A 15,167-nucleotide genomic window follows, 5' to 3' on the forward strand; every position below is an offset into this window, starting at 1 on the left:
GAGGCGCCGATGGAAGCCATCGCACCGCACGCACAGAACGCCGCGCCGCCGCGTCCCGGCGGGCTGCACGGCTTCGTTCTCGACTGGGCGGCCGACCAGCGCGTCTTCAAGGGCGTGTCCTGGGGCAAGGCGATGATGTGGATCTTCCTGCTCAGCGACACCTTCGTCTTCGGCTGTTTCCTGCTCGGCTACATGACGATGCGGATGTCGACGACGGAACCCTGGCCGAACGCGTCGGAGGTGTTCGCGCTCGAGATCTTCGGCACGCACATGCCGCTGATCCTGATCGCGATCATGACGTTCGTCCTGATCTCCTCGAGCGGCACGATGGCGATGGCGGTGAACGCGGCCTATCGGCGCGACCGCAGGCTCACCGCGACGCTGATGATCGTCACCGCCCTGTTCGGCGCGACCTTCGTCGGCATGCAGGCGTTCGAATGGTCGAAGCTCATCTCAGAGGGTGTCCGCCCCTGGGGCAACCCATGGGGGGCGGCGCAGTTCGGCTCGGCCTTCTTCATGATCACGGGCTTCCACGGAACGCACGTGACGATCGGGGTGATCTTCCTGCTGATCGTCGCGCGCAAGGTCTGGCGTGGCGACTACGACAGCGGGCGGCGGGGCTTCTTCACGAGCCGATCAGGCCGGTACGAGATCGTCGAGATCACGGGGCTCTACTGGCATTTCGTCGATCTCGTCTGGGTCTTCATCTTCGCACTGTTCTATCTCTGGTAGGAGGCGGCCATGGCGCACGCGGCGACGCACCAGCACGGCCACGAGGCACGATCGGCGACGGTGGTGCACGAGGAGGGTCAGGCGCACCCGATCCGGGTTTATCTCGTCGTCTGGGGCTGGCTTTTCGTACTCAGCCTTTTCTCCTACCTCGTCGACTTCTTCCACCTCCAGGGCCTGCTGCGATGGACGCTGATCCTGATCTTCATGATGCTGAAGGCGGGGCTCATCGTGGCGGTCTTCATGCACATGCAGTGGGAGCGGCTCGCGCTTGCCTACGCGGTGCTGCTTCCGCCAATCGCCGTTCTCGTGTTCGTCGCCATCATGGTGTTCGAGAGCGACTACGTGCACCTGCTCAGGCTGAGCTATTTCAGCGCGGACGGAGGCTGAGCACCGCCGCCCGCGCCGGCGTTCAGGCGACGACGGCGCGGTAGAGATGCCAGGTCGCGTGCCCGAGGATCGGCATCACCACAGCGAGCCCGACGAAGAGCGGCAGCGAGCCCAAGGCGAGGAGCACGGCGACGATGATGCCCCAGGCCGCCATCGGAACCGGGTTGGCGAGCACGGCGCGGATGGAGGTGCGCACCGCCGTCACGATGCCGACATCCCTATCGAGCAGCAGCGGGAACGACACGACCGTGAGCATGAGCACCGCGACGGCGAAGAAGAATCCGACCAGGTTTCCCCAGAGGATGAGCTTCCATCCCGCAGCGGTCGTCAGCACGAGCCCGATGAGGTCCCAGAAGCTGTCGGGCAGTGCGTAGCCGAGCGTGGCGCGATAGACGGCCTGCGCGGCGAACAGCCAGAGCACGAACAGCCCCGCAAGCACGAGGCCGAGCGCTGCGATCGACCCGATCGCTGGCGAGCGGAGAACGTCGAAGGCATTCAGCCATGACGATGTCAGGCCCTGTTCGCGCCGCCGGCTGAGCTCGTAGATGCCGAGCGCCGCCACAGGTCCCATCAGCGACAGGCCAGCGACGAGCGGGTAGAGAAGCGGAAGGAGCGCGCCGCCCGAGGCGGCACGCGCCGCGACCAGCCCCACGAGGGGATAGATGACGCAGAGGAAGACGAGCTGCGTCGGCGTCTCCGAGAAATCCTGGTAGCCCTTGGCCAGTGCGGCCTTGAGATCCGCGATGCCGATGCGTCGCACGACGGGGTCGGGATGGGCCCGCTCGGTACCGGACATATAGGATGTCTGCGCCATCCTCCGCCTCCTGGCTGCGCGTTGCATGCGCCCTGCACGCGCAGCGCTGCCCGCGCGGCAGGAACCGGCCGGAGGCGAACGACGGTGCCTTCACTCGAGGCAGCCGATGGCGCCTCCAGGTCGGCTAAGTATCGCATATCGCGCGCGGGCACCGCACGCGTCATCAACCGGCCCGGCACATGTTTTCGTGAACGCTCCGCCGGCACGGAACGGGCCGAAGGCGTACCGACGGGGCGGTTCGGTACGCCTCCATGCCAGCGATTGGCAGGCCTGGGACAAGAGCGCGGCCGCGCGATGCACGGGGCCACAGGCGCATGCCCCAGGCGGGGCAGGACGTCAGTTCGCGCCCTGGCCACCCATGTTGTAGACCGGGAATGCACCGCCGCTCGGGCCAAGCATCATGGCGGGCTGCAGCCCCGCGGTGTTGATGCCGAGATTGCCGACCGTGTCGTACACGACACGGAGACGCATGCCATCGGGGGTCACGCGCACGGCCTGGTTCGACGCGCCCATCCCCGGGGGGCCGTAGACGAGGACGATCGAGTTGCCCTGCACGATCAGTCCCGACACCTGATCCATCGCCGATCCCCGGTCGATCGTCACCTCCTGCTTGCGTTCGGCGGCCAAGGCAGGTGCTGCCAGCGCGGCGAGGCACAGCGTCGTGGAAAGCAGTCGCTTCATCGAGATGTTCCTTCGGTGATGCCCGGCATGGTCCGGGCGCCGCGGTATCTGGCGTCGGCTGGCCGTGGTGCTTCTTCCGGGATCTTGCGGAGCTATTCCGTTTTCTTGCGCCGGCTGGGCCAAAAGGTTACGTGCGCAGAACGCGCAGCAGAACCCGCTGCCGCAGGCGAAACCCAAACGGCGCGGCAGGCGAACCATGCCCCGAACACGATCGGGAGCTGAGCAATGCGCGATGCCAAGCGGGCGGGCCGAAGGCGGCCACGTCGATGAACCCACGCCGCCTGCCAGGATTCGCCTCGTTCTACCGGGCGCACTTCCCGGGCTTTCGCCAGCAGCATCGAGGCTTTGCCCAGAGCGGCATCACGCTCGTCCGTGCAAGCCAGTCGCCGCATTCCTCGCTCATCCCGGCGGTGAGCGAGTGGCGCATTACCCAGTCGCTGAGCGGCGGGGCACCGCTCCGCCGCCAGATCGGCGGACGATGGCAGGAAGGCACGAAGCCTGCCGGGAGCTTCAGCCTCGCCCCTCCCGATCTCGCCATTCCGGTCGATGTGCTCGCGCCCTACCGCGTGCGGGTCCTGGCAATCGACGCTGCGCGGCTGCATGCGTTGGTCGCGGCCGCAGGCGCTCCAGGCGCCTCCGCCATCGAGCCTCTCGTCGATACGTTGATGCTGCGCGACAAAGGCATCGAATGCCTCCTCGATGCCTTCTGGGCCGAGGCGGTTCGCGATGATCCCGTCGCGCGCCTTCTCGCGGATGGCATGGCGGCAACGCTTGCGGCGCGCCTGCTTCGGATCGCCGGCTTCGCCGCCGTCCAGCCGGATGCCTCGGCGCTGGCGCCGCGCCGGCTTCGCCGTGCGCTCGACTTCATCGAGGCGCACCTCGCCGACGACATCGGCCTTGCCGACATCGCCGAGGCCGCCGGGCTGAGCCCCTACCATTTCGCCCGGGCCTTCCGCGCCGCGACGGGCCTGCCGCCGTATCGCTACGTCACGCAGAAGCGGATCGCCAGGGCGCAGCGCCTGATTGCCCAGACCGAGCTGAGCCTCGCACAGGTCGCGTTCGAAAGCGGCTTCGGAAGCCAGGCCCAGTTCACGACCGCCTTCACACGCCTCGTCGGCACGAGTCCCGGGCGATGGCGGGCCGACCGGCGTCGCTGATCACCCGAACTGCCTGACGGCGAGATGCGACAGACCGGCCACGGTTCCAGTGAGCAGTGTGCCCCAGGCGATGTCGACAACGGTCATCAGGACGGGCCAGTCGCGCAGCGTTGCGAGGTTCGTCATGTCGTAGGTGCCGTAGGCGAGGAGGCCGAGCGCCGAGCCGAGCAGAACCGACCGCCAGATGCTCTCTGCCGCGAGCCCCGGCAGAACCGCGAACAGGACGATCCCGGCGCAATAGGCCGCGTAGAAGCCAAGCGCCACGCCCCAGCGCGGCTTCGGCGCCATCAGTGCGCCGAGCTGCCCCGCATAGAAGTCGCGTGCGACGACGCCGAGCCATACCAGATCGATGGCAAGGAACGGAATGACGGCGCCGAGCCAAGCGATGAGATGGGTTCGTGTCATGCCAGCGCCAACGCGGCGATCGGCGGAAGGTTGCCGCCACGCCGGGATCGGGTAGGCCGTCGTGCTAGGCTGCTCCGTCAGCACCTGCAGGAGCATAAGGATGACGATCCGCATCGTCAGGCTCGGTTCCCCGAGACAGGCGGGGGAGGGCACGCGCATCGGCGCTGTGCGTCGTCCGCCGCGGGGCGTACGTAAGGATCGATACGCCGCCGAAAACTGGTACGACGTGTGGCTTCCCGACCTTGCCCCGAGCGCCGAGCTGGTCGCGAAGGCCCGCTCGGCACGGACGGACGGCGAATGGGCGGCGTTCATGCGCGCCTACCGTGCGGAGATGGCGGCCGCAACGCCGTCCCGCCTCCTCGAACTCCTCGCAGCGCTGTCGCGCGGAGCCCAGTTCTCCATCGGCTGCTATTGCGAGGAGGAGGCGCGCTGCCACCGCTCCGTGCTGCGGGCGCTTCTCGTCGAGCGTGGCGCAATGGTCGCGGCATGACTGCGCGCGGCTTCGATGTTCGCGCCTTGGGCCCGGGCGACGCTGCAGCGATGCGCGGCATGCTGGCCCTGTTCGGCGAGGCGTTCGGTGATACCGAGACCTATGGCGGAGCCCCGCCGTCCGACGCCTATCTCGAGGAGCGCCTGGCCGAGCGCGGCTTCATCGCGCTCGCCGCCTTCTCCGGGGGCACAATGATCGGTGGGCTCGCCGCCTACGAGCTTCGCAAGTTCGAGCGCGAGAGAAGCGAGATCTACATCTACGATCTCGCTGTCGCCGAGGCGCATCGCCGGAAGGGCGTGGCCACGGCGCTGATCGAATCGCTGAAGGGAATCGCCGACGCGCGCGGCGCGTGGGTGATCTTCGTCCAGGCCGACCATGGGGACGAGCCGGCGATCGCGCTCTACACGAAGCTCGGCGTGCGGGAGGATGTGCTGCATTTCGACATCCCCCCGCGATGAGGAGCGGCCGCGGAGTTCAGCCGCAGGGGCGGTTCTGCGGTGTCGGGTCGAAGCCGTCGAAGCCAGGCGTGCCGCGACCCGGAAAGATGGTGACCGGTGCGGTGCCCGGCCGCGGCGCGATGCCGAACCACTTCTCGTAGATGCGCGCGATCGCGCCGTCGCGCTTCATGCACTCGATCGCCCAGTCGATCTGGTCACGCAGCTCGCGATTGTCGCGACGCACGGGGATAGACCAGTACTGCCCGGTCTCGAGCTCGAGCGCGAGCTGCAGCGCCGGCAGCCGACGCACCGCGAAGGCAAGCGCGGTATTGCCCGCGAGGTTGGCGAAGGACCGGCGGGCGATCACGTCCTGGATCGCGTCGGACTGGGTGTCGAAGGTGTTGACGCGGAAGCCGTAGCGCTGCGCGTTCTGCTGCGCCCAGGTGTCGTAGAGCGACCCCTTGTTGACCGAGATCGTCTGCCCGCGAAGCTGCTCGAGCTCGGTCAGCGTCGTGCCGCGGAGCACGACGAACTGCATGTTGGTGTTGAGGTAGGGCTCGCTGAACAGCAGGTTCTCCGACCGTTGCGCCGTCACTGTCGTCGGCGCTGCGATGAAGTCGTATCGCCCCGCATTCAGGGCGGGGATAAGCCCTGCGAAGCCGAGCGCATCGATGGTCACGGGCCGGCCGAGACGGCGGCCTATCTCCTCCGCGAGATCGACATTGAAGCCTTCGATGCCGCCGCCGAGCTTCGGCATCGCATGCGGGGCAAAGGTGCCGTCGAGCGCACTCGTCAGGGGCGCTGGCGCCGGCGCGGTCTGGGCCGCGGCCGAGGTGACGAGAAGCAAGCCGACGCAGACGCCATGCCAGATACGCATCGAATCCTGTCTCCCTGAACGTTGTCCGCGCATCAGACGGGAACGGTGAGGCAATGACAACAGGGCAGGCGACGCGCTCGCTGATGCATCCAGATCAGGCGCCCGGAACGTCGGCCGTGATCGCCCCATAGAGCTCTGGCCGCCTGTCGCGCCGCGAGGGAAAGTCGATTCGCGCGCGGATGACCGAATCCCGCGAAATGTCAGCAGCGATGATTGTCTCGGCCTCACCATCGGCCGAGGCAAGCACCTTGCCCGTGGGGTCGGAGATCAGGCTGTGGCCGCCGAAGGTCCAGCCGCCTTCGCGGCCCACCTTGTTCGCCGCGATGAGGCAGCAGCCGTTCTCGAAGGCGCGGGTGCGCAGCACTTCCTGGAACATGCTGGTGCGCGACGTGGCGTAGGGCGCAACGAGCAGTTCGGCCCCGTTCACGGCAAGCGAACGCGCGGTTTCAGGGAAGGCCATGTCGTAGCAGATGCCGATCCCGATGCGCCAATCGCCCATGCGGTAGGTGTCGAACCTCGCGCCGTATCGGAAATAGAGCTTCTCGAGGCTCAGCACCGCCGCGGGATGGACCTTTCGGTAGCGGAAGATGATCTCTCCTGCCGGATCGATATGGAAGGCGGTGTCGAAGTAGAGGCCGGGCCCGGCCATCTCGTAAATCGTCGCGATCACCGCAACGTTATTCCGCCGTGCCGTCTCCCTGACCTTCGTCAATGCGTGCCCGTCCTCCGGTTCGGCGAGGGCGAAATGGGCCTTGTCCTGGTACTGCGCGAAATAGAGGGTGTTGAAGAACTCAGGCAGCACGACGAGTTCCGCACCGTGCTCGGTCGCGGCTGTCGCGATCTCGAGGCAGGCGCGGCTAACGTTCTCCGCCACGTCCGAACCGCTGGTCATCTGCACCGCCGCAACCCGCATCTCGATCTCCTCGCACCGACATTGCCCTGATGGTTGGTCTCATCAGGCCACGCATTTACCGCGCCATCCAGCCTTGCCGGGCGGAGAGGGCCGGTGATGAGACGCAGGCATCGGGTGGACCGCACACGGCGAGTACGTGAAAGCGCATCGGGTACTTGGACCCGACGGGCAAGTGCGCGCCGGGTGTGTTGGCGGAGGGGGTGCACCCGGATGCGAACCGTCGCTGGCCTGCTCAGACGCCTGTTTCCTGCCGGCTGCGACATCGCCGGCAGAGGACATGAGGCATGTCAAAGCATGATGCCACGTTCCTTGGTATTAAGAATAACGTTACGCTGCCGGTTATTCGTTTGGACGGGCGAAAAGGAATGCGGACGCCGCTTCTCGTCTATCTCGGCTTCGTGCTCGCTACGGCCTCATGTGCCACATCGACGCCCAGCACCGGTGAGCAGCAGAAGCATGCCGGACGGGACCCGACAGAAGCCGTCGGCGCGCGGCTCGAAGCGGAATGCGTGACGAAGAAAGGCCGTTATATCGCGCAGGACGACTCGATCCAGCGCTTTGAAGGCTTCACCTTGACGCTCCCGGGATCTGGCTGGTGCCGGGTTGACCTCGGTGGGAAGACTTGGTTCATCGGCGAAGCCTTGGATGTCGAAGAACTGGCGCGCATGGGGCGGGACCGGAGCTTGGCCCAGCGCTTCCACACCATCGCCGCGTATGGCGGCCTTCTGCCGGCGGAAAGGTTTGGAGATGAGCTGCGCAGCATGCAGTCCCTGCGCCGCGCGCTGGAGGCCGATGTCGCGGCAGCAGCGGGGCGCTCAGAGCAACGGACGTCCGATCCGCTCCTTCCTCTTAGCGGTGGCCCGCGGTCACGGATGACCAACGTGAGCATTGGCCCCGATGTTTCAGGCACACAGTGCATTCCAGTACACGTTTCGTGGGAGGAGCGGTCCCATCCGTCGCTGCCCCCCGGCACGATCCTTCGGGTCGAAGACCGCCGTCGCTACTGCCTCTCTGGCCGTGGCGATGGCGCAGTCGCGTCATTCAGCGAGCGCTACATGGCCGGCGATCCGGATGCGCGGAGGCGCAGCGGCCGGCTGGAAGCAGTTGCCTCGGAGTTCCTGAGCTCTCTCGTCTTCACTCGTCAGTAGAACCAGGATCGCGGTTCGCTGGGCTCGCTTGGGCCTTCGGCGTGGCGCCGATCCATGATGCTGGTCGGAGAGTTCAGATCAGCGATACTGGCCCGGCGCCTCGATTGGCGCCCCGGGAGTGTTCGCAACCGCCTGGCGCTGTTCGTCCGGAAGACGATAGCCGACTAGGCAAACGCGGCGGTAGTCCCGGCGGCGGCTGCTGACGCGCATGCGCTGCCGCGGCGCGCGTTGCGGCCTTGCGCGCGTCTGTCCTGTGGACCGATTCTCGGCCCCTCGCCAGACCCGACGGTAACTCGTGGAAATCATGAACTCGCTGGCGGAGGGGGGATTCGGACCACCAAGTGCGCGCCGGCGCGCCCGCTCATCAGAATGCCCGTGGGGGCGAAGCACGCCGCCGGAGCATGTGGCGGAGGGGGTGGGATTCGAACCCACGGTGCCGTTGCCGGCACGCCGGTTTTCAAGACCGGTGCCTTAAACCACTCGGCCACCCCTCCGGGTCAGGCCCCTGATGCCACGACATCGCCGCCGCGTCACCGCTTCACGGTGGAAATCGAGCCCGTGGCGCGCCTAACTGTTGCCCATGCGCCTCGCCCGACGCTCGCTCCTTGCCTCGCTGCCCGCCCTTGCCGCACCGCGCCTCCTTCGCGCCCAGGCCGCGCGGCGGCTGACCATCCTGCACACGAACGACGTCCATGCCAGGCACGACCCGGTCAATCGCCTCGGCGGGGCCTGCAGGAGCGTGGACGAAACCTCTGGCGCCTGCCTCGGCGGTAGCGCGAGGCTTGCAGCGGCCGTCGCGAGCGAGCGCAGGGTAGCCGAGGATGCGGGGCGGCGCGTCCTCGTGGTCGATGCGGGCGACCAGTTCATGGGGAGCCTGTTCTACAGCCATTGGCGCGGCGAGGCCGAACGGCGCGTGATGGAAGCGATCGGCTACGACGCCATGACGCTCGGCAACCACGAGTTCGACCATGGGCCTGCCACCATCGCACGCTTCGTCCGCGCCGCCTCGTTCCCGGTTCTCGCGGCGAACCTCGATGCGGGCGAGGAGCCGGAGCTCGCGGGCCTGGTGAAGCCCTGGGCGATGCTCGGCGCAGACATCGCCGTCATCGGCGCCGTAACGGCCGACACGCCGCGAATCTCCTCGCCGGGCCCACGCATCCGCTTCGGCAACGAGCTGCGCGCCCTCGCCCGGGCGGCGGAGGAGGCGCGCGCGGCAGGGGCGAGAATCGTGCTCGCGCTCACCCATGTCGGCTTCTCGCAGGACAGGGTGATCGCGGGGAGCGTCGCCGGGCTCTCGGCCGTGATCGGCGGGCACAGCCACACGCTTCTGTCCAACACCGAGGCTTCGGCGCTCGCCCGCTATCCCGCCCCGGTGATGGGCCCTGGCGGAGCCGCCGTGCCGGTCGTGCAGTCGGGCGCGAACAACCGCTTCCTCGGCCGGCTCGACCTCGATCTCGACGCCGAAGGAAGGCTGCTCGATGCGCGCGGCGACAGCCTGCCGCTCACCTTCGGCGATGCGCGAGACCCTGCCGTCGAGGCGCTCGTCGCAGAGCTTTCCCGCCCGCTCGAGGCGTTGCGCGCGCGGGTGATCGGCACCTCTGCGGCCGTTCTCTCGAACGAGACGTGCAGGCAGGAGGAATGCGCGCTCGGCACTCTCGTTGCCGAAGCGATGCTTGCCGCCGCACGCCCCGCCGGTGCCACCATCGCCCTGCAGAACGGCGGCGGGCTGCGCGCTGGGCTTCCCGCAGGCGAGATCAGCCTCGGCGATCTGCTCACCGTGCTGCCCTTCTCGAACACGCTTGCGACGTTCCGGCTTTCCGGGGCCGACCTGCTTGCCGCGCTCGAGAACGGCTTCTCCGCGGCAGAGAGCGGGGCAGGGCGCTTCCCGCAGGTTGCGGGCCTGCGCGTGCGGTGGGACCCCGCCGCGCCGCCTGGCCGGCGCGTCGTCTCCGTGACGGTACCCGATGAAGCCGGCGCTGCCTCGGCGCTGGACCCCGCGCGCCTCTATGGCGTGGTGACCAACAACTTCATGCGCCAGGGCGGCGACGGCTATGTCTCGCTGCGCGACGGGGCGCGCGAGACGTACGACACGGGGCCGAACATCGAGGATGTCGTGGCGGACTGGGTCGCTGCCCGCCAGCCCGTGTCGGTGGCGAGGGATGGCCGCATCGCGAGGCAGTAGCGGGCGCACTTAACGCTTCGGCAAAGTCTGCCGCGCATCCTGGCATGCGGAGGGATGCCGATGCCGCCGATCGCCGAGACCGACCCTGGCTGGTTCCGAGCGCAGAAGCGCCTGCTCGACGAGGTCGAGCACGGCGTGCGCGAGGCCAATCGCGCGGTCATCGGCCAGCGCATCCCCGAGATCACGCGCGATGGGTTCCTGCGCCTCGCCACCGTCGTCGCGCGTCTGCGGGCGGACTATCTCGCCTGCGCGTTGACGCTCGGGCGCGAGAACCGCGGGGAGGTGACGGCGGAGGAGGTCTCGCGCCTGTCGCGGCTCCGCGTCGCCTTCGACGAGGCCCGGCTTGCCTTCGAGGCGCTCGAGCGTTGCGTGCAGCGCGGCTACGTCGACATCGCCGACCCGCGCGCCACCCGCACCCCGTTCTGACGCCGTTCCGGCCTCCCCGGTGCTGAAGCCATCGTTGCGCGCTTGACGCGACGCGGATCTTGCGGATAAGCGGGTTCCTGATTTGTTCCGAAGGCCCAGCCGGGCCTGACGTTGGGGAAGGGTCTCGCCATGCTCACGCGCAAGCAGCACGAGCTGCTCTCGTTCATTGCCGCCCATTGCAGCGAGACCGGCACCTCTCCCTCCTTCGAGGAGATGAAGGAGGCGCTGAATCTCCGCTCGAAATCGGGCATCCACAGGCTGGTGACGGCGCTCGAGGAGCGCGGCTTCATCCGCCGCCACGCGCACCGGGCGCGGGCCGTCGAGGTGGTCCGGCTGCCGGACTACCTGGCCCCTGGACGCCGCGCCGGCGCCCGCCGTGGCGAGCCGGTTCTGGTCGCAGAGAGCGGCGGCAACGTCACCGCCTTCTCTCGCCGGGCGGAGGCTCCGCCCGCGCGACCCGCAGGCTCGGTTCCGATCCTCGGGCGGATCGCGGCGGGCCAGCCGATCGAGGCCGTCGACACCTCGGATGCGGAGGTGCCCATCTCGCCGGAGTACCTGGGCACGGGTGATCATTTCGCTCTCGTCGTCTCCGGCGATTCGATGACCGGCGACGGCATCCACGATGGCGACCTCGTGCTCATCAAGAGCGCGCAGGACGCGCCGAACGGCGCGATCGTCGTCGCGCTGATCGACGAGTTCGAGGTGACGCTGAAGCGCCTCCGGCGGCGCAAGGACGTGGTTGCTCTCGAGAGCAGCAATCCCGCCTACCAGCCGCGCATCATCCCGGCTGACCGGGTGCGGATCCAGGGCCGGCTCGTCGGCCTGTTCCGACGGTTCGACGCGCAGGCCTGACGCACGGCCGCGCGCGGCCTATTCGCCGGCGAGCCGCACCGCGTTCACCGGCCCGGCGAGGCGCGTCATCGCCGTGACGTCCTTCGCCTGCTCGAGCGCGAGGATCGCCTCGGCAAGCTGCTCCGCCTTGGGCCGGGAGAGGATCGCATCGGCGAGGCCGTGGAACTTCGCCGCGAGCTCCGCATCCGACAGGAAGTTGTCAGGCTCGCCCTTCGGCACCACGACCTTCCTGGTGAAGGTGCCGCGGGCGGTCTCCACGGTCGTGCGCCCGCTCATGTTCTTCGGGAACTCGGCCTCGATCTCGTTGTCCTGGATGCAGGCGACGCGTCGGGCGAGCGCGCGCACCGTCGCATCCTCGAGAAGCGCGTAGCTCTCCCAGCCCATCGCGCCCGTCGCGAGCGCGGAGGCGACGACGAAGGGCCCGGAGAACTGGCCGTCGACCACGTTCGCGGGCTCTGCCTTCTTCGCCGCCGGCTCGCCGATCAGCAGCATGCCCTTGGCCGGCAGGTGCACCGTGACCTTGGTGATCTCGTCCGCCTTCAGCCCGTGCTCTGCGCGAAGCGCGATGGCGGCATCGATCGCGGCATGGCCGTAGCGGCACGAGGGGTAGGGCTTCACCGCCGTGTGCATCAGCTCGAACACGGTGCCGAGATCCTCGAGCACGCGGTCGGGGCTCGGAGAGGGAGCGTAGGCGCGGAGGAAGCCGTGCTTGCCCTCGAGCGCCTGCGCGGCACCGCGGAACCCCTCGCGCGCGAGCATCGCCGCCGTCAGCCCGGCCATCGCGCTCCAGCCAACCTGGAAGCGCTTCGTCCAGGCGCCGTTGGCGAGGAACTGGAGGCTTCCCGACGCCTGGCTCAGAGCGATGCCGAGCGCGTCCTCGATCCCCTTCGCGTCGAGCCCGAACACGCGAGAAGCGGCAACAGCGCCGCCGAAGGCGCCGCAGGTGGCTGTGGGGTGGAAGCCGCGGTCGTAATGGGCGCCGGCGGGAAGCGCGAGGGCGATACGGTTCGTCGCCTCGTAGCCGGCGACGATTCCGGCGATGAGCTCCGCCCCCGTCGCCCCTGCGATCTCGGCGGCGGCAAGGGCGGCGGGGATCACCGGCGCGCCGGGGTGCAGGCTTCCGGCCGCGTGGGTGTCGTCGAAATCGAGGCTGTGGGCGAGCGCGCCATTGACGAGCGCCGCGCCCGCAGGGGTATAGCGTGCCGCGTCGCCGAACACGGCAGCGGTGCCGCCGCAGAGGCCGAGGCCGCGCACGGCCGCGAGCAGGGCAGGGGTGCTTTCGGCGTCATGCCGGGCGCGGACGATGTTGCCGACGAGATCGAGCACCAGCGCCTTGGTGCGGGCGATGACGGGCGCGGGGAGGGAGCCGAGCTCGACCTGGGCCGCCCAGGAGGCGAATTCCGCTGTGATGGGGCGCATCGTCCCTCTCCCTCGTTGTGCTTGCCGTGTCCCGAGGGTTCTAGCCGAGCGCCGCCGCCCCGGCCAGGGCCCGGCCAGGGCGAAAGAAGCCTGCGCCCTGACCCAAGCGTGCGTTGAGAACCACACGGCGGAGTGGCAGACAGGAAGGTATGACCGCGACTCGACGCACCCTCGCCGCCCTGCTGCCGGCCGCGCTGGCAGCCTCCCCCCTGCTTGCCCGGCGGGCAGAGGCAAACGCGCAGCCCTTCGACCGTTGGCTCGCCGAGCTTCGAACGGAGGCGCGCGGCAAGGGGATCTCGGCCGAGACGTTAAGCCGCGCGCTCTCGGGCATCGCGCCGATCCCGCGCATCATCGAGCTCGACCGGCGCCAGCCAGAGGGCACGCTGACTTGGGCGCAGTACCGCGACAGGGTCGTGGCTGAGCCGCGCATCGGCAACGGGCGCAAGGCCTATGCCGAGAACCGCACGCTTCTCTCTGCCGTCGAGACGCGCTTCGGCGTCTCGTCGCGCGCGATCACGGCGATCTGGGGCATCGAGACGAACTACGGCGCGACGACCGGCAGCTACCCCGTCGTGCAGGCGCTCGCGACGCTCGCCTATGACGGGCGCCGCAGCAGCTTCTTCCGCGGCGAACTGCTCAACTCGCTGCGCATCCTCGACCAGGGCCACATCGCCCATCCGCGCATGCTCGGAAGCTGGGCAGGCGCGATGGGCCAGCCGCAGTTCATGCCGAGCTCCTTCCTCTCCTATGCGGTGGATTTCGACGGGGACGGGCGGCGCGACATCTGGGACAGCCGGGCGGATGCGCTCGGCTCGATCGGCAACTACCTGCAGAGGGCAGGCTCGTGGAAGCCGGCCGAGCCCTGGGGGTTCGAGGCGCGGCTTCCGCCCGGCTTCGCCATCGCCTCGGCCGATGGCAGGACGATGCGGCCGCTCTCCTCCTGGGCCTCTGCCGGCGTGCGGCGGGCAGATGGGGCGCCCCTGCCGCGCGGCGAGATGCCGGCCGCGATCGCAGCACCGGACGGTGCCGACGGCCAGGCCTTCGTCCTCTTCGCCAACGCCCAGTCGGTTCGCCGCTACAACAACAGCACCTACTACGTGCTCGCCGTCGGCCTCCTCTCCGACCTCGTGGGCGGATGAGGGCCGGGCTCGTTCTCGCCGCCCTGCTTCTCGGGGCCTGCGCCGAGACGGGGTTCCTTGCGCAGCTCGGCAAGAGCGCGGGCGGGGCGGGGCGAGGCGGCGAGGGGAGCTTCCTCGTCGGCGAGCCCTACCAGGCAGGCGGGGTCTGGCACGCCCCGCGCGAGGACTACGAGTATGACGAGAGCGGGCTCGCCATGGTCGTCCGCCCCGGGCGAGGCGCGCGCACGGCCAATGGCGAGGCAGCCGATCCGAACAAGCTCCTGGCCCAGCACCCGACGCTGCAGCTTCCGGCGATCGCGCGCGTGACGAATCTCGAGAACGGCCGGTCTGTCCTTGTCCGCATCAACGACCGGGGCCCGGGCGTGCCCGGTCGGCTGATCGGGCTTACGCCGCAGGCCGCGCGCGTTCTCGCCATTCCCGCCAACGGCACCGCGCAGGTGCGCGTGCAGGTCGTTCCGGCGGAGAGCAGGACGGTCGCTGCCGAGGCTCGGACGCGCACGCCGCTCGCAGAGAGCGAGCGCATCCCCATCGCCGCCGCGCCGCGTGCGAGCGTGCAGGCCGAGACGCTCGCGCCGCCGCCTGGCGCGCGCGCCACGACCGCCCCGCGCAACGCCGCCCCTTTGCCTTCGCCGCCGCCCTCCTCGCCTGTGCAGCTCGCCTCGATCCGCACCGAGCAGCTTCCCGCCACGCTTCAGCAGAGCTACGCGAACCCAGGGATGCTGTGGGTGCAGGCGGGCGCCTTCGGCAGCGCGCAGAACGCCGAGCGGATGCGCGCGCGGCTCGCGGCCGTCGGCCCCACCAGCACCTCGCAGGTGCTGATGAACGGCAGGCCGCTCTGGCGTGTGCGGGTGGGTCCTGCACGGAACGTTGCGGAAGCGGACAGGCTGCTTGCCGCGAGCGTGCGCGCCGGCGCTGCCGATGCGCGCATCGTCGTCGATTGATCGCGAGGGAGAGGGCCATGGCCAAGGACAGGTCGGAGAGGGGCGGGACGACGCGGCGCCTCCTGCTCGGCGCGGCATCCGTTGCGCTCGCGGGCCCCGCGCTCGCGCAGGCGCAGCGGCCGCAGCAGGGGCGCGGCCAGCCGCAGCGGGGCCAGAGGCAGCAGGCG

General features: G+C 69.2%; 17 protein-coding genes and 1 tRNA gene. 11 read left to right on the forward strand and 7 right to left on the reverse strand.

Features of this window, described 5'->3' with window-relative positions:
- Positions 1 to 9: 9 nt before the first annotated feature.
- Together FIF60_RS11370 and FIF60_RS11375 are read left to right on the forward strand one after the other, a co-directional pair.
- Entirely contained in the window at positions 10 to 732 is a 723-nt protein-coding gene (locus tag FIF60_RS11370) for a heme-copper oxidase subunit III family protein (RefSeq protein WP_144186198.1), read from the forward strand.
- Between the two features lie 9 nt (positions 733 to 741).
- On the forward strand, positions 742 to 1,119 hold the full coding sequence (locus FIF60_RS11375) for a cytochrome C oxidase subunit IV family protein (RefSeq protein ID WP_144186199.1): 378 nt from the start codon (positions 742 to 744) through the stop codon (positions 1,117 to 1,119).
- A 22-nt stretch (positions 1,120 to 1,141) separates the two neighbouring features.
- Here the strand turns inward: FIF60_RS11375 and FIF60_RS11380 are convergent, their stop codons facing one another.
- The gene (locus tag FIF60_RS11380) at positions 1,142 to 1,933 is read right to left on the reverse strand and encodes a DUF2189 domain-containing protein (protein ID WP_144186200.1); all 792 of its coding nucleotides are present in this window, start codon (positions 1,931 to 1,933) and stop codon (positions 1,142 to 1,144) included.
- Between the two features lie 336 nt (positions 1,934 to 2,269).
- Positions 2,270 to 2,614, reverse strand: coding sequence for a hypothetical protein (locus FIF60_RS11385; RefSeq protein ID WP_144186201.1), 345 nt, complete (start codon positions 2,612 to 2,614; stop codon positions 2,270 to 2,272).
- Between the two features lie 266 nt (positions 2,615 to 2,880).
- Here FIF60_RS11385 and FIF60_RS11390 point away from each other — a divergent pair, with 266 nt between their 5' ends.
- Positions 2,881 to 3,771 (forward strand): helix-turn-helix domain-containing protein, encoded by an 891-nt coding sequence (locus FIF60_RS11390; protein ID WP_144186202.1) that lies wholly within the window; start codon positions 2,881 to 2,883, stop codon positions 3,769 to 3,771.
- Here FIF60_RS11390 and FIF60_RS11395 read toward each other — a convergent pair whose 3' ends face one another.
- On the reverse strand, positions 3,772 to 4,176 hold the full coding sequence (locus FIF60_RS11395; RefSeq protein WP_144186203.1) for a DUF2177 family protein: 405 nt from the start codon (positions 4,174 to 4,176) through the stop codon (positions 3,772 to 3,774).
- A 100-nt stretch (positions 4,177 to 4,276) separates the two neighbouring features.
- Between FIF60_RS11395 and FIF60_RS11400 the strand changes: the two genes are divergently transcribed.
- Both FIF60_RS11400 and FIF60_RS11405 read left to right on the forward strand, forming a co-directional pair.
- Positions 4,277 to 4,666, forward strand: a complete 390-nt coding sequence (locus FIF60_RS11400; RefSeq protein ID WP_144186204.1) for a DUF488 domain-containing protein — start codon at positions 4,277 to 4,279, stop codon at positions 4,664 to 4,666.
- On the forward strand, positions 4,663 to 5,124 hold the full coding sequence (locus FIF60_RS11405) for an AAC(3)-I family aminoglycoside N-acetyltransferase (protein ID WP_144186205.1): 462 nt from the start codon (positions 4,663 to 4,665) through the stop codon (positions 5,122 to 5,124). Before FIF60_RS11400 ends, FIF60_RS11405 begins: the two co-directional genes overlap by 4 nt.
- A 16-nt stretch (positions 5,125 to 5,140) precedes the next feature.
- On the opposite strand, the gene FIF60_RS11410 is transcribed toward FIF60_RS11405, so the two are convergent.
- Positions 5,141 to 5,980, reverse strand: a complete 840-nt coding sequence (locus FIF60_RS11410; protein ID WP_144186206.1) for a transporter substrate-binding domain-containing protein — start codon at positions 5,978 to 5,980, stop codon at positions 5,141 to 5,143.
- A 94-nt stretch (positions 5,981 to 6,074) separates the two neighbouring features.
- The gene (locus FIF60_RS11415; RefSeq protein WP_144186207.1) at positions 6,075 to 6,893 is read right to left on the reverse strand and encodes a carbon-nitrogen hydrolase family protein; all 819 of its coding nucleotides are present in this window, start codon (positions 6,891 to 6,893) and stop codon (positions 6,075 to 6,077) included.
- A gap of 284 nt (positions 6,894 to 7,177) precedes the next feature.
- Between FIF60_RS11415 and FIF60_RS11420 the strand changes: the two genes are divergently transcribed.
- Positions 7,178 to 8,041: a hypothetical protein gene (locus FIF60_RS11420; protein WP_144186208.1), complete on the forward strand. Its 864-nt coding sequence runs from the start codon at positions 7,178 to 7,180 to the stop codon at positions 8,039 to 8,041.
- A 404-nt stretch (positions 8,042 to 8,445) separates the two neighbouring features.
- On the opposite strand, the gene FIF60_RS11425 is transcribed toward FIF60_RS11420, so the two are convergent.
- Positions 8,446 to 8,535 (reverse strand) — tRNA-Ser (locus FIF60_RS11425).
- An 86-nt stretch (positions 8,536 to 8,621) separates the two neighbouring features.
- On the opposite strand from FIF60_RS11425, the gene FIF60_RS11430 reads away from it, so the two are divergent.
- The 3 genes from FIF60_RS11430 (at position 8,622) to lexA (ending at position 11,501) form a co-directional block, all read left to right on the forward strand.
- Positions 8,622 to 10,223 (forward strand): bifunctional metallophosphatase/5'-nucleotidase, encoded by a 1,602-nt coding sequence (locus FIF60_RS11430; protein WP_144186209.1) that lies wholly within the window; start codon positions 8,622 to 8,624, stop codon positions 10,221 to 10,223.
- Between the two features lie 60 nt (positions 10,224 to 10,283).
- Positions 10,284 to 10,649: a hypothetical protein gene (locus tag FIF60_RS11435; protein WP_144186210.1), complete on the forward strand. Its 366-nt coding sequence runs from the start codon at positions 10,284 to 10,286 to the stop codon at positions 10,647 to 10,649.
- 129 nt (positions 10,650 to 10,778) lie between these two features.
- Positions 10,779 to 11,501 (forward strand): transcriptional repressor LexA, encoded by a 723-nt coding sequence (gene lexA, locus FIF60_RS11440; RefSeq protein WP_144186211.1) that lies wholly within the window; start codon positions 10,779 to 10,781, stop codon positions 11,499 to 11,501.
- 18 nt (positions 11,502 to 11,519) lie between these two features.
- Here the strand turns inward: lexA and FIF60_RS11445 are convergent, their stop codons facing one another.
- Positions 11,520 to 12,920 (reverse strand): MmgE/PrpD family protein, encoded by a 1,401-nt coding sequence (locus FIF60_RS11445; protein WP_144186212.1) that lies wholly within the window; start codon positions 12,918 to 12,920, stop codon positions 11,520 to 11,522.
- Between the two features lie 149 nt (positions 12,921 to 13,069).
- On the opposite strand from FIF60_RS11445, the gene FIF60_RS11450 reads away from it, so the two are divergent.
- Positions 13,070 to 14,059, forward strand: a complete 990-nt coding sequence (locus tag FIF60_RS11450) for a lytic murein transglycosylase (protein WP_204251171.1) — start codon at positions 13,070 to 13,072, stop codon at positions 14,057 to 14,059.
- Complete coding sequence (locus FIF60_RS11455; RefSeq protein WP_144186213.1) at positions 14,056 to 15,000, forward strand: septal ring lytic transglycosylase RlpA family protein; 945 nt, start codon at positions 14,056 to 14,058, stop codon at positions 14,998 to 15,000. The genes FIF60_RS11450 and FIF60_RS11455 overlap by 4 nt, the downstream gene beginning before the upstream one ends.
- The last annotated feature ends 167 nt before the right edge of the window (positions 15,001 to 15,167 follow it).

The sequence above is a fragment of the Elioraea rosea genome, assembly GCF_007644105.1.
GTDB lineage: Bacteria > Pseudomonadota > Alphaproteobacteria > Acetobacterales > Acetobacteraceae > Elioraea_A > Elioraea_A rosea.

Bases quoted from the DNA above. Each gene is read 5' to 3' on its own strand.
- lexA (WP_144186211.1), top strand. From the start codon at position 10,779: ATGCTCACGCGCAAGCAGCACGAGCTGCTCTCGTTCATTGCCGCCCAT.
- FIF60_RS11415 (WP_144186207.1), bottom strand. From the start codon at position 6,893: ATGCGGGTTGCGGCGGTGCAGATGACCAGCGGTTCGGACGTGGCGGAG.
- FIF60_RS11380 (WP_144186200.1), bottom strand. From the start codon at position 1,933: ATGGCGCAGACATCCTATATGTCCGGTACCGAGCGGGCCCATCCCGAC.
- FIF60_RS11405 (WP_144186205.1), top strand. From the start codon at position 4,663: ATGACTGCGCGCGGCTTCGATGTTCGCGCCTTGGGCCCGGGCGACGCT.
- FIF60_RS11410 (WP_144186206.1), bottom strand. From the start codon at position 5,980: ATGCGTATCTGGCATGGCGTCTGCGTCGGCTTGCTTCTCGTCACCTCG.
- FIF60_RS11370 (WP_144186198.1), top strand. From the start codon at position 10: ATGGAAGCCATCGCACCGCACGCACAGAACGCCGCGCCGCCGCGTCCC.
- FIF60_RS11420 (WP_144186208.1), top strand. From the start codon at position 7,178: ATGTCAAAGCATGATGCCACGTTCCTTGGTATTAAGAATAACGTTACG.
- FIF60_RS11430 (WP_144186209.1), top strand. From the start codon at position 8,622: ATGCGCCTCGCCCGACGCTCGCTCCTTGCCTCGCTGCCCGCCCTTGCC.
- FIF60_RS11445 (WP_144186212.1), bottom strand. From the start codon at position 12,920: ATGCGCCCCATCACAGCGGAATTCGCCTCCTGGGCGGCCCAGGTCGAG.
- FIF60_RS11395 (WP_144186203.1), bottom strand. From the start codon at position 4,176: ATGACACGAACCCATCTCATCGCTTGGCTCGGCGCCGTCATTCCGTTC.
- FIF60_RS11450 (WP_204251171.1), top strand. From the start codon at position 13,070: ATGACCGCGACTCGACGCACCCTCGCCGCCCTGCTGCCGGCCGCGCTG.
- FIF60_RS11455 (WP_144186213.1), top strand. From the start codon at position 14,056: ATGAGGGCCGGGCTCGTTCTCGCCGCCCTGCTTCTCGGGGCCTGCGCC.
- FIF60_RS11375 (WP_144186199.1), top strand. From the start codon at position 742: ATGGCGCACGCGGCGACGCACCAGCACGGCCACGAGGCACGATCGGCG.
- FIF60_RS11390 (WP_144186202.1), top strand. From the start codon at position 2,881: ATGAACCCACGCCGCCTGCCAGGATTCGCCTCGTTCTACCGGGCGCAC.
- FIF60_RS11435 (WP_144186210.1), top strand. From the start codon at position 10,284: ATGCCGCCGATCGCCGAGACCGACCCTGGCTGGTTCCGAGCGCAGAAG.
- FIF60_RS11385 (WP_144186201.1), bottom strand. From the start codon at position 2,614: ATGAAGCGACTGCTTTCCACGACGCTGTGCCTCGCCGCGCTGGCAGCA.
- FIF60_RS11400 (WP_144186204.1), top strand. From the start codon at position 4,277: ATGACGATCCGCATCGTCAGGCTCGGTTCCCCGAGACAGGCGGGGGAG.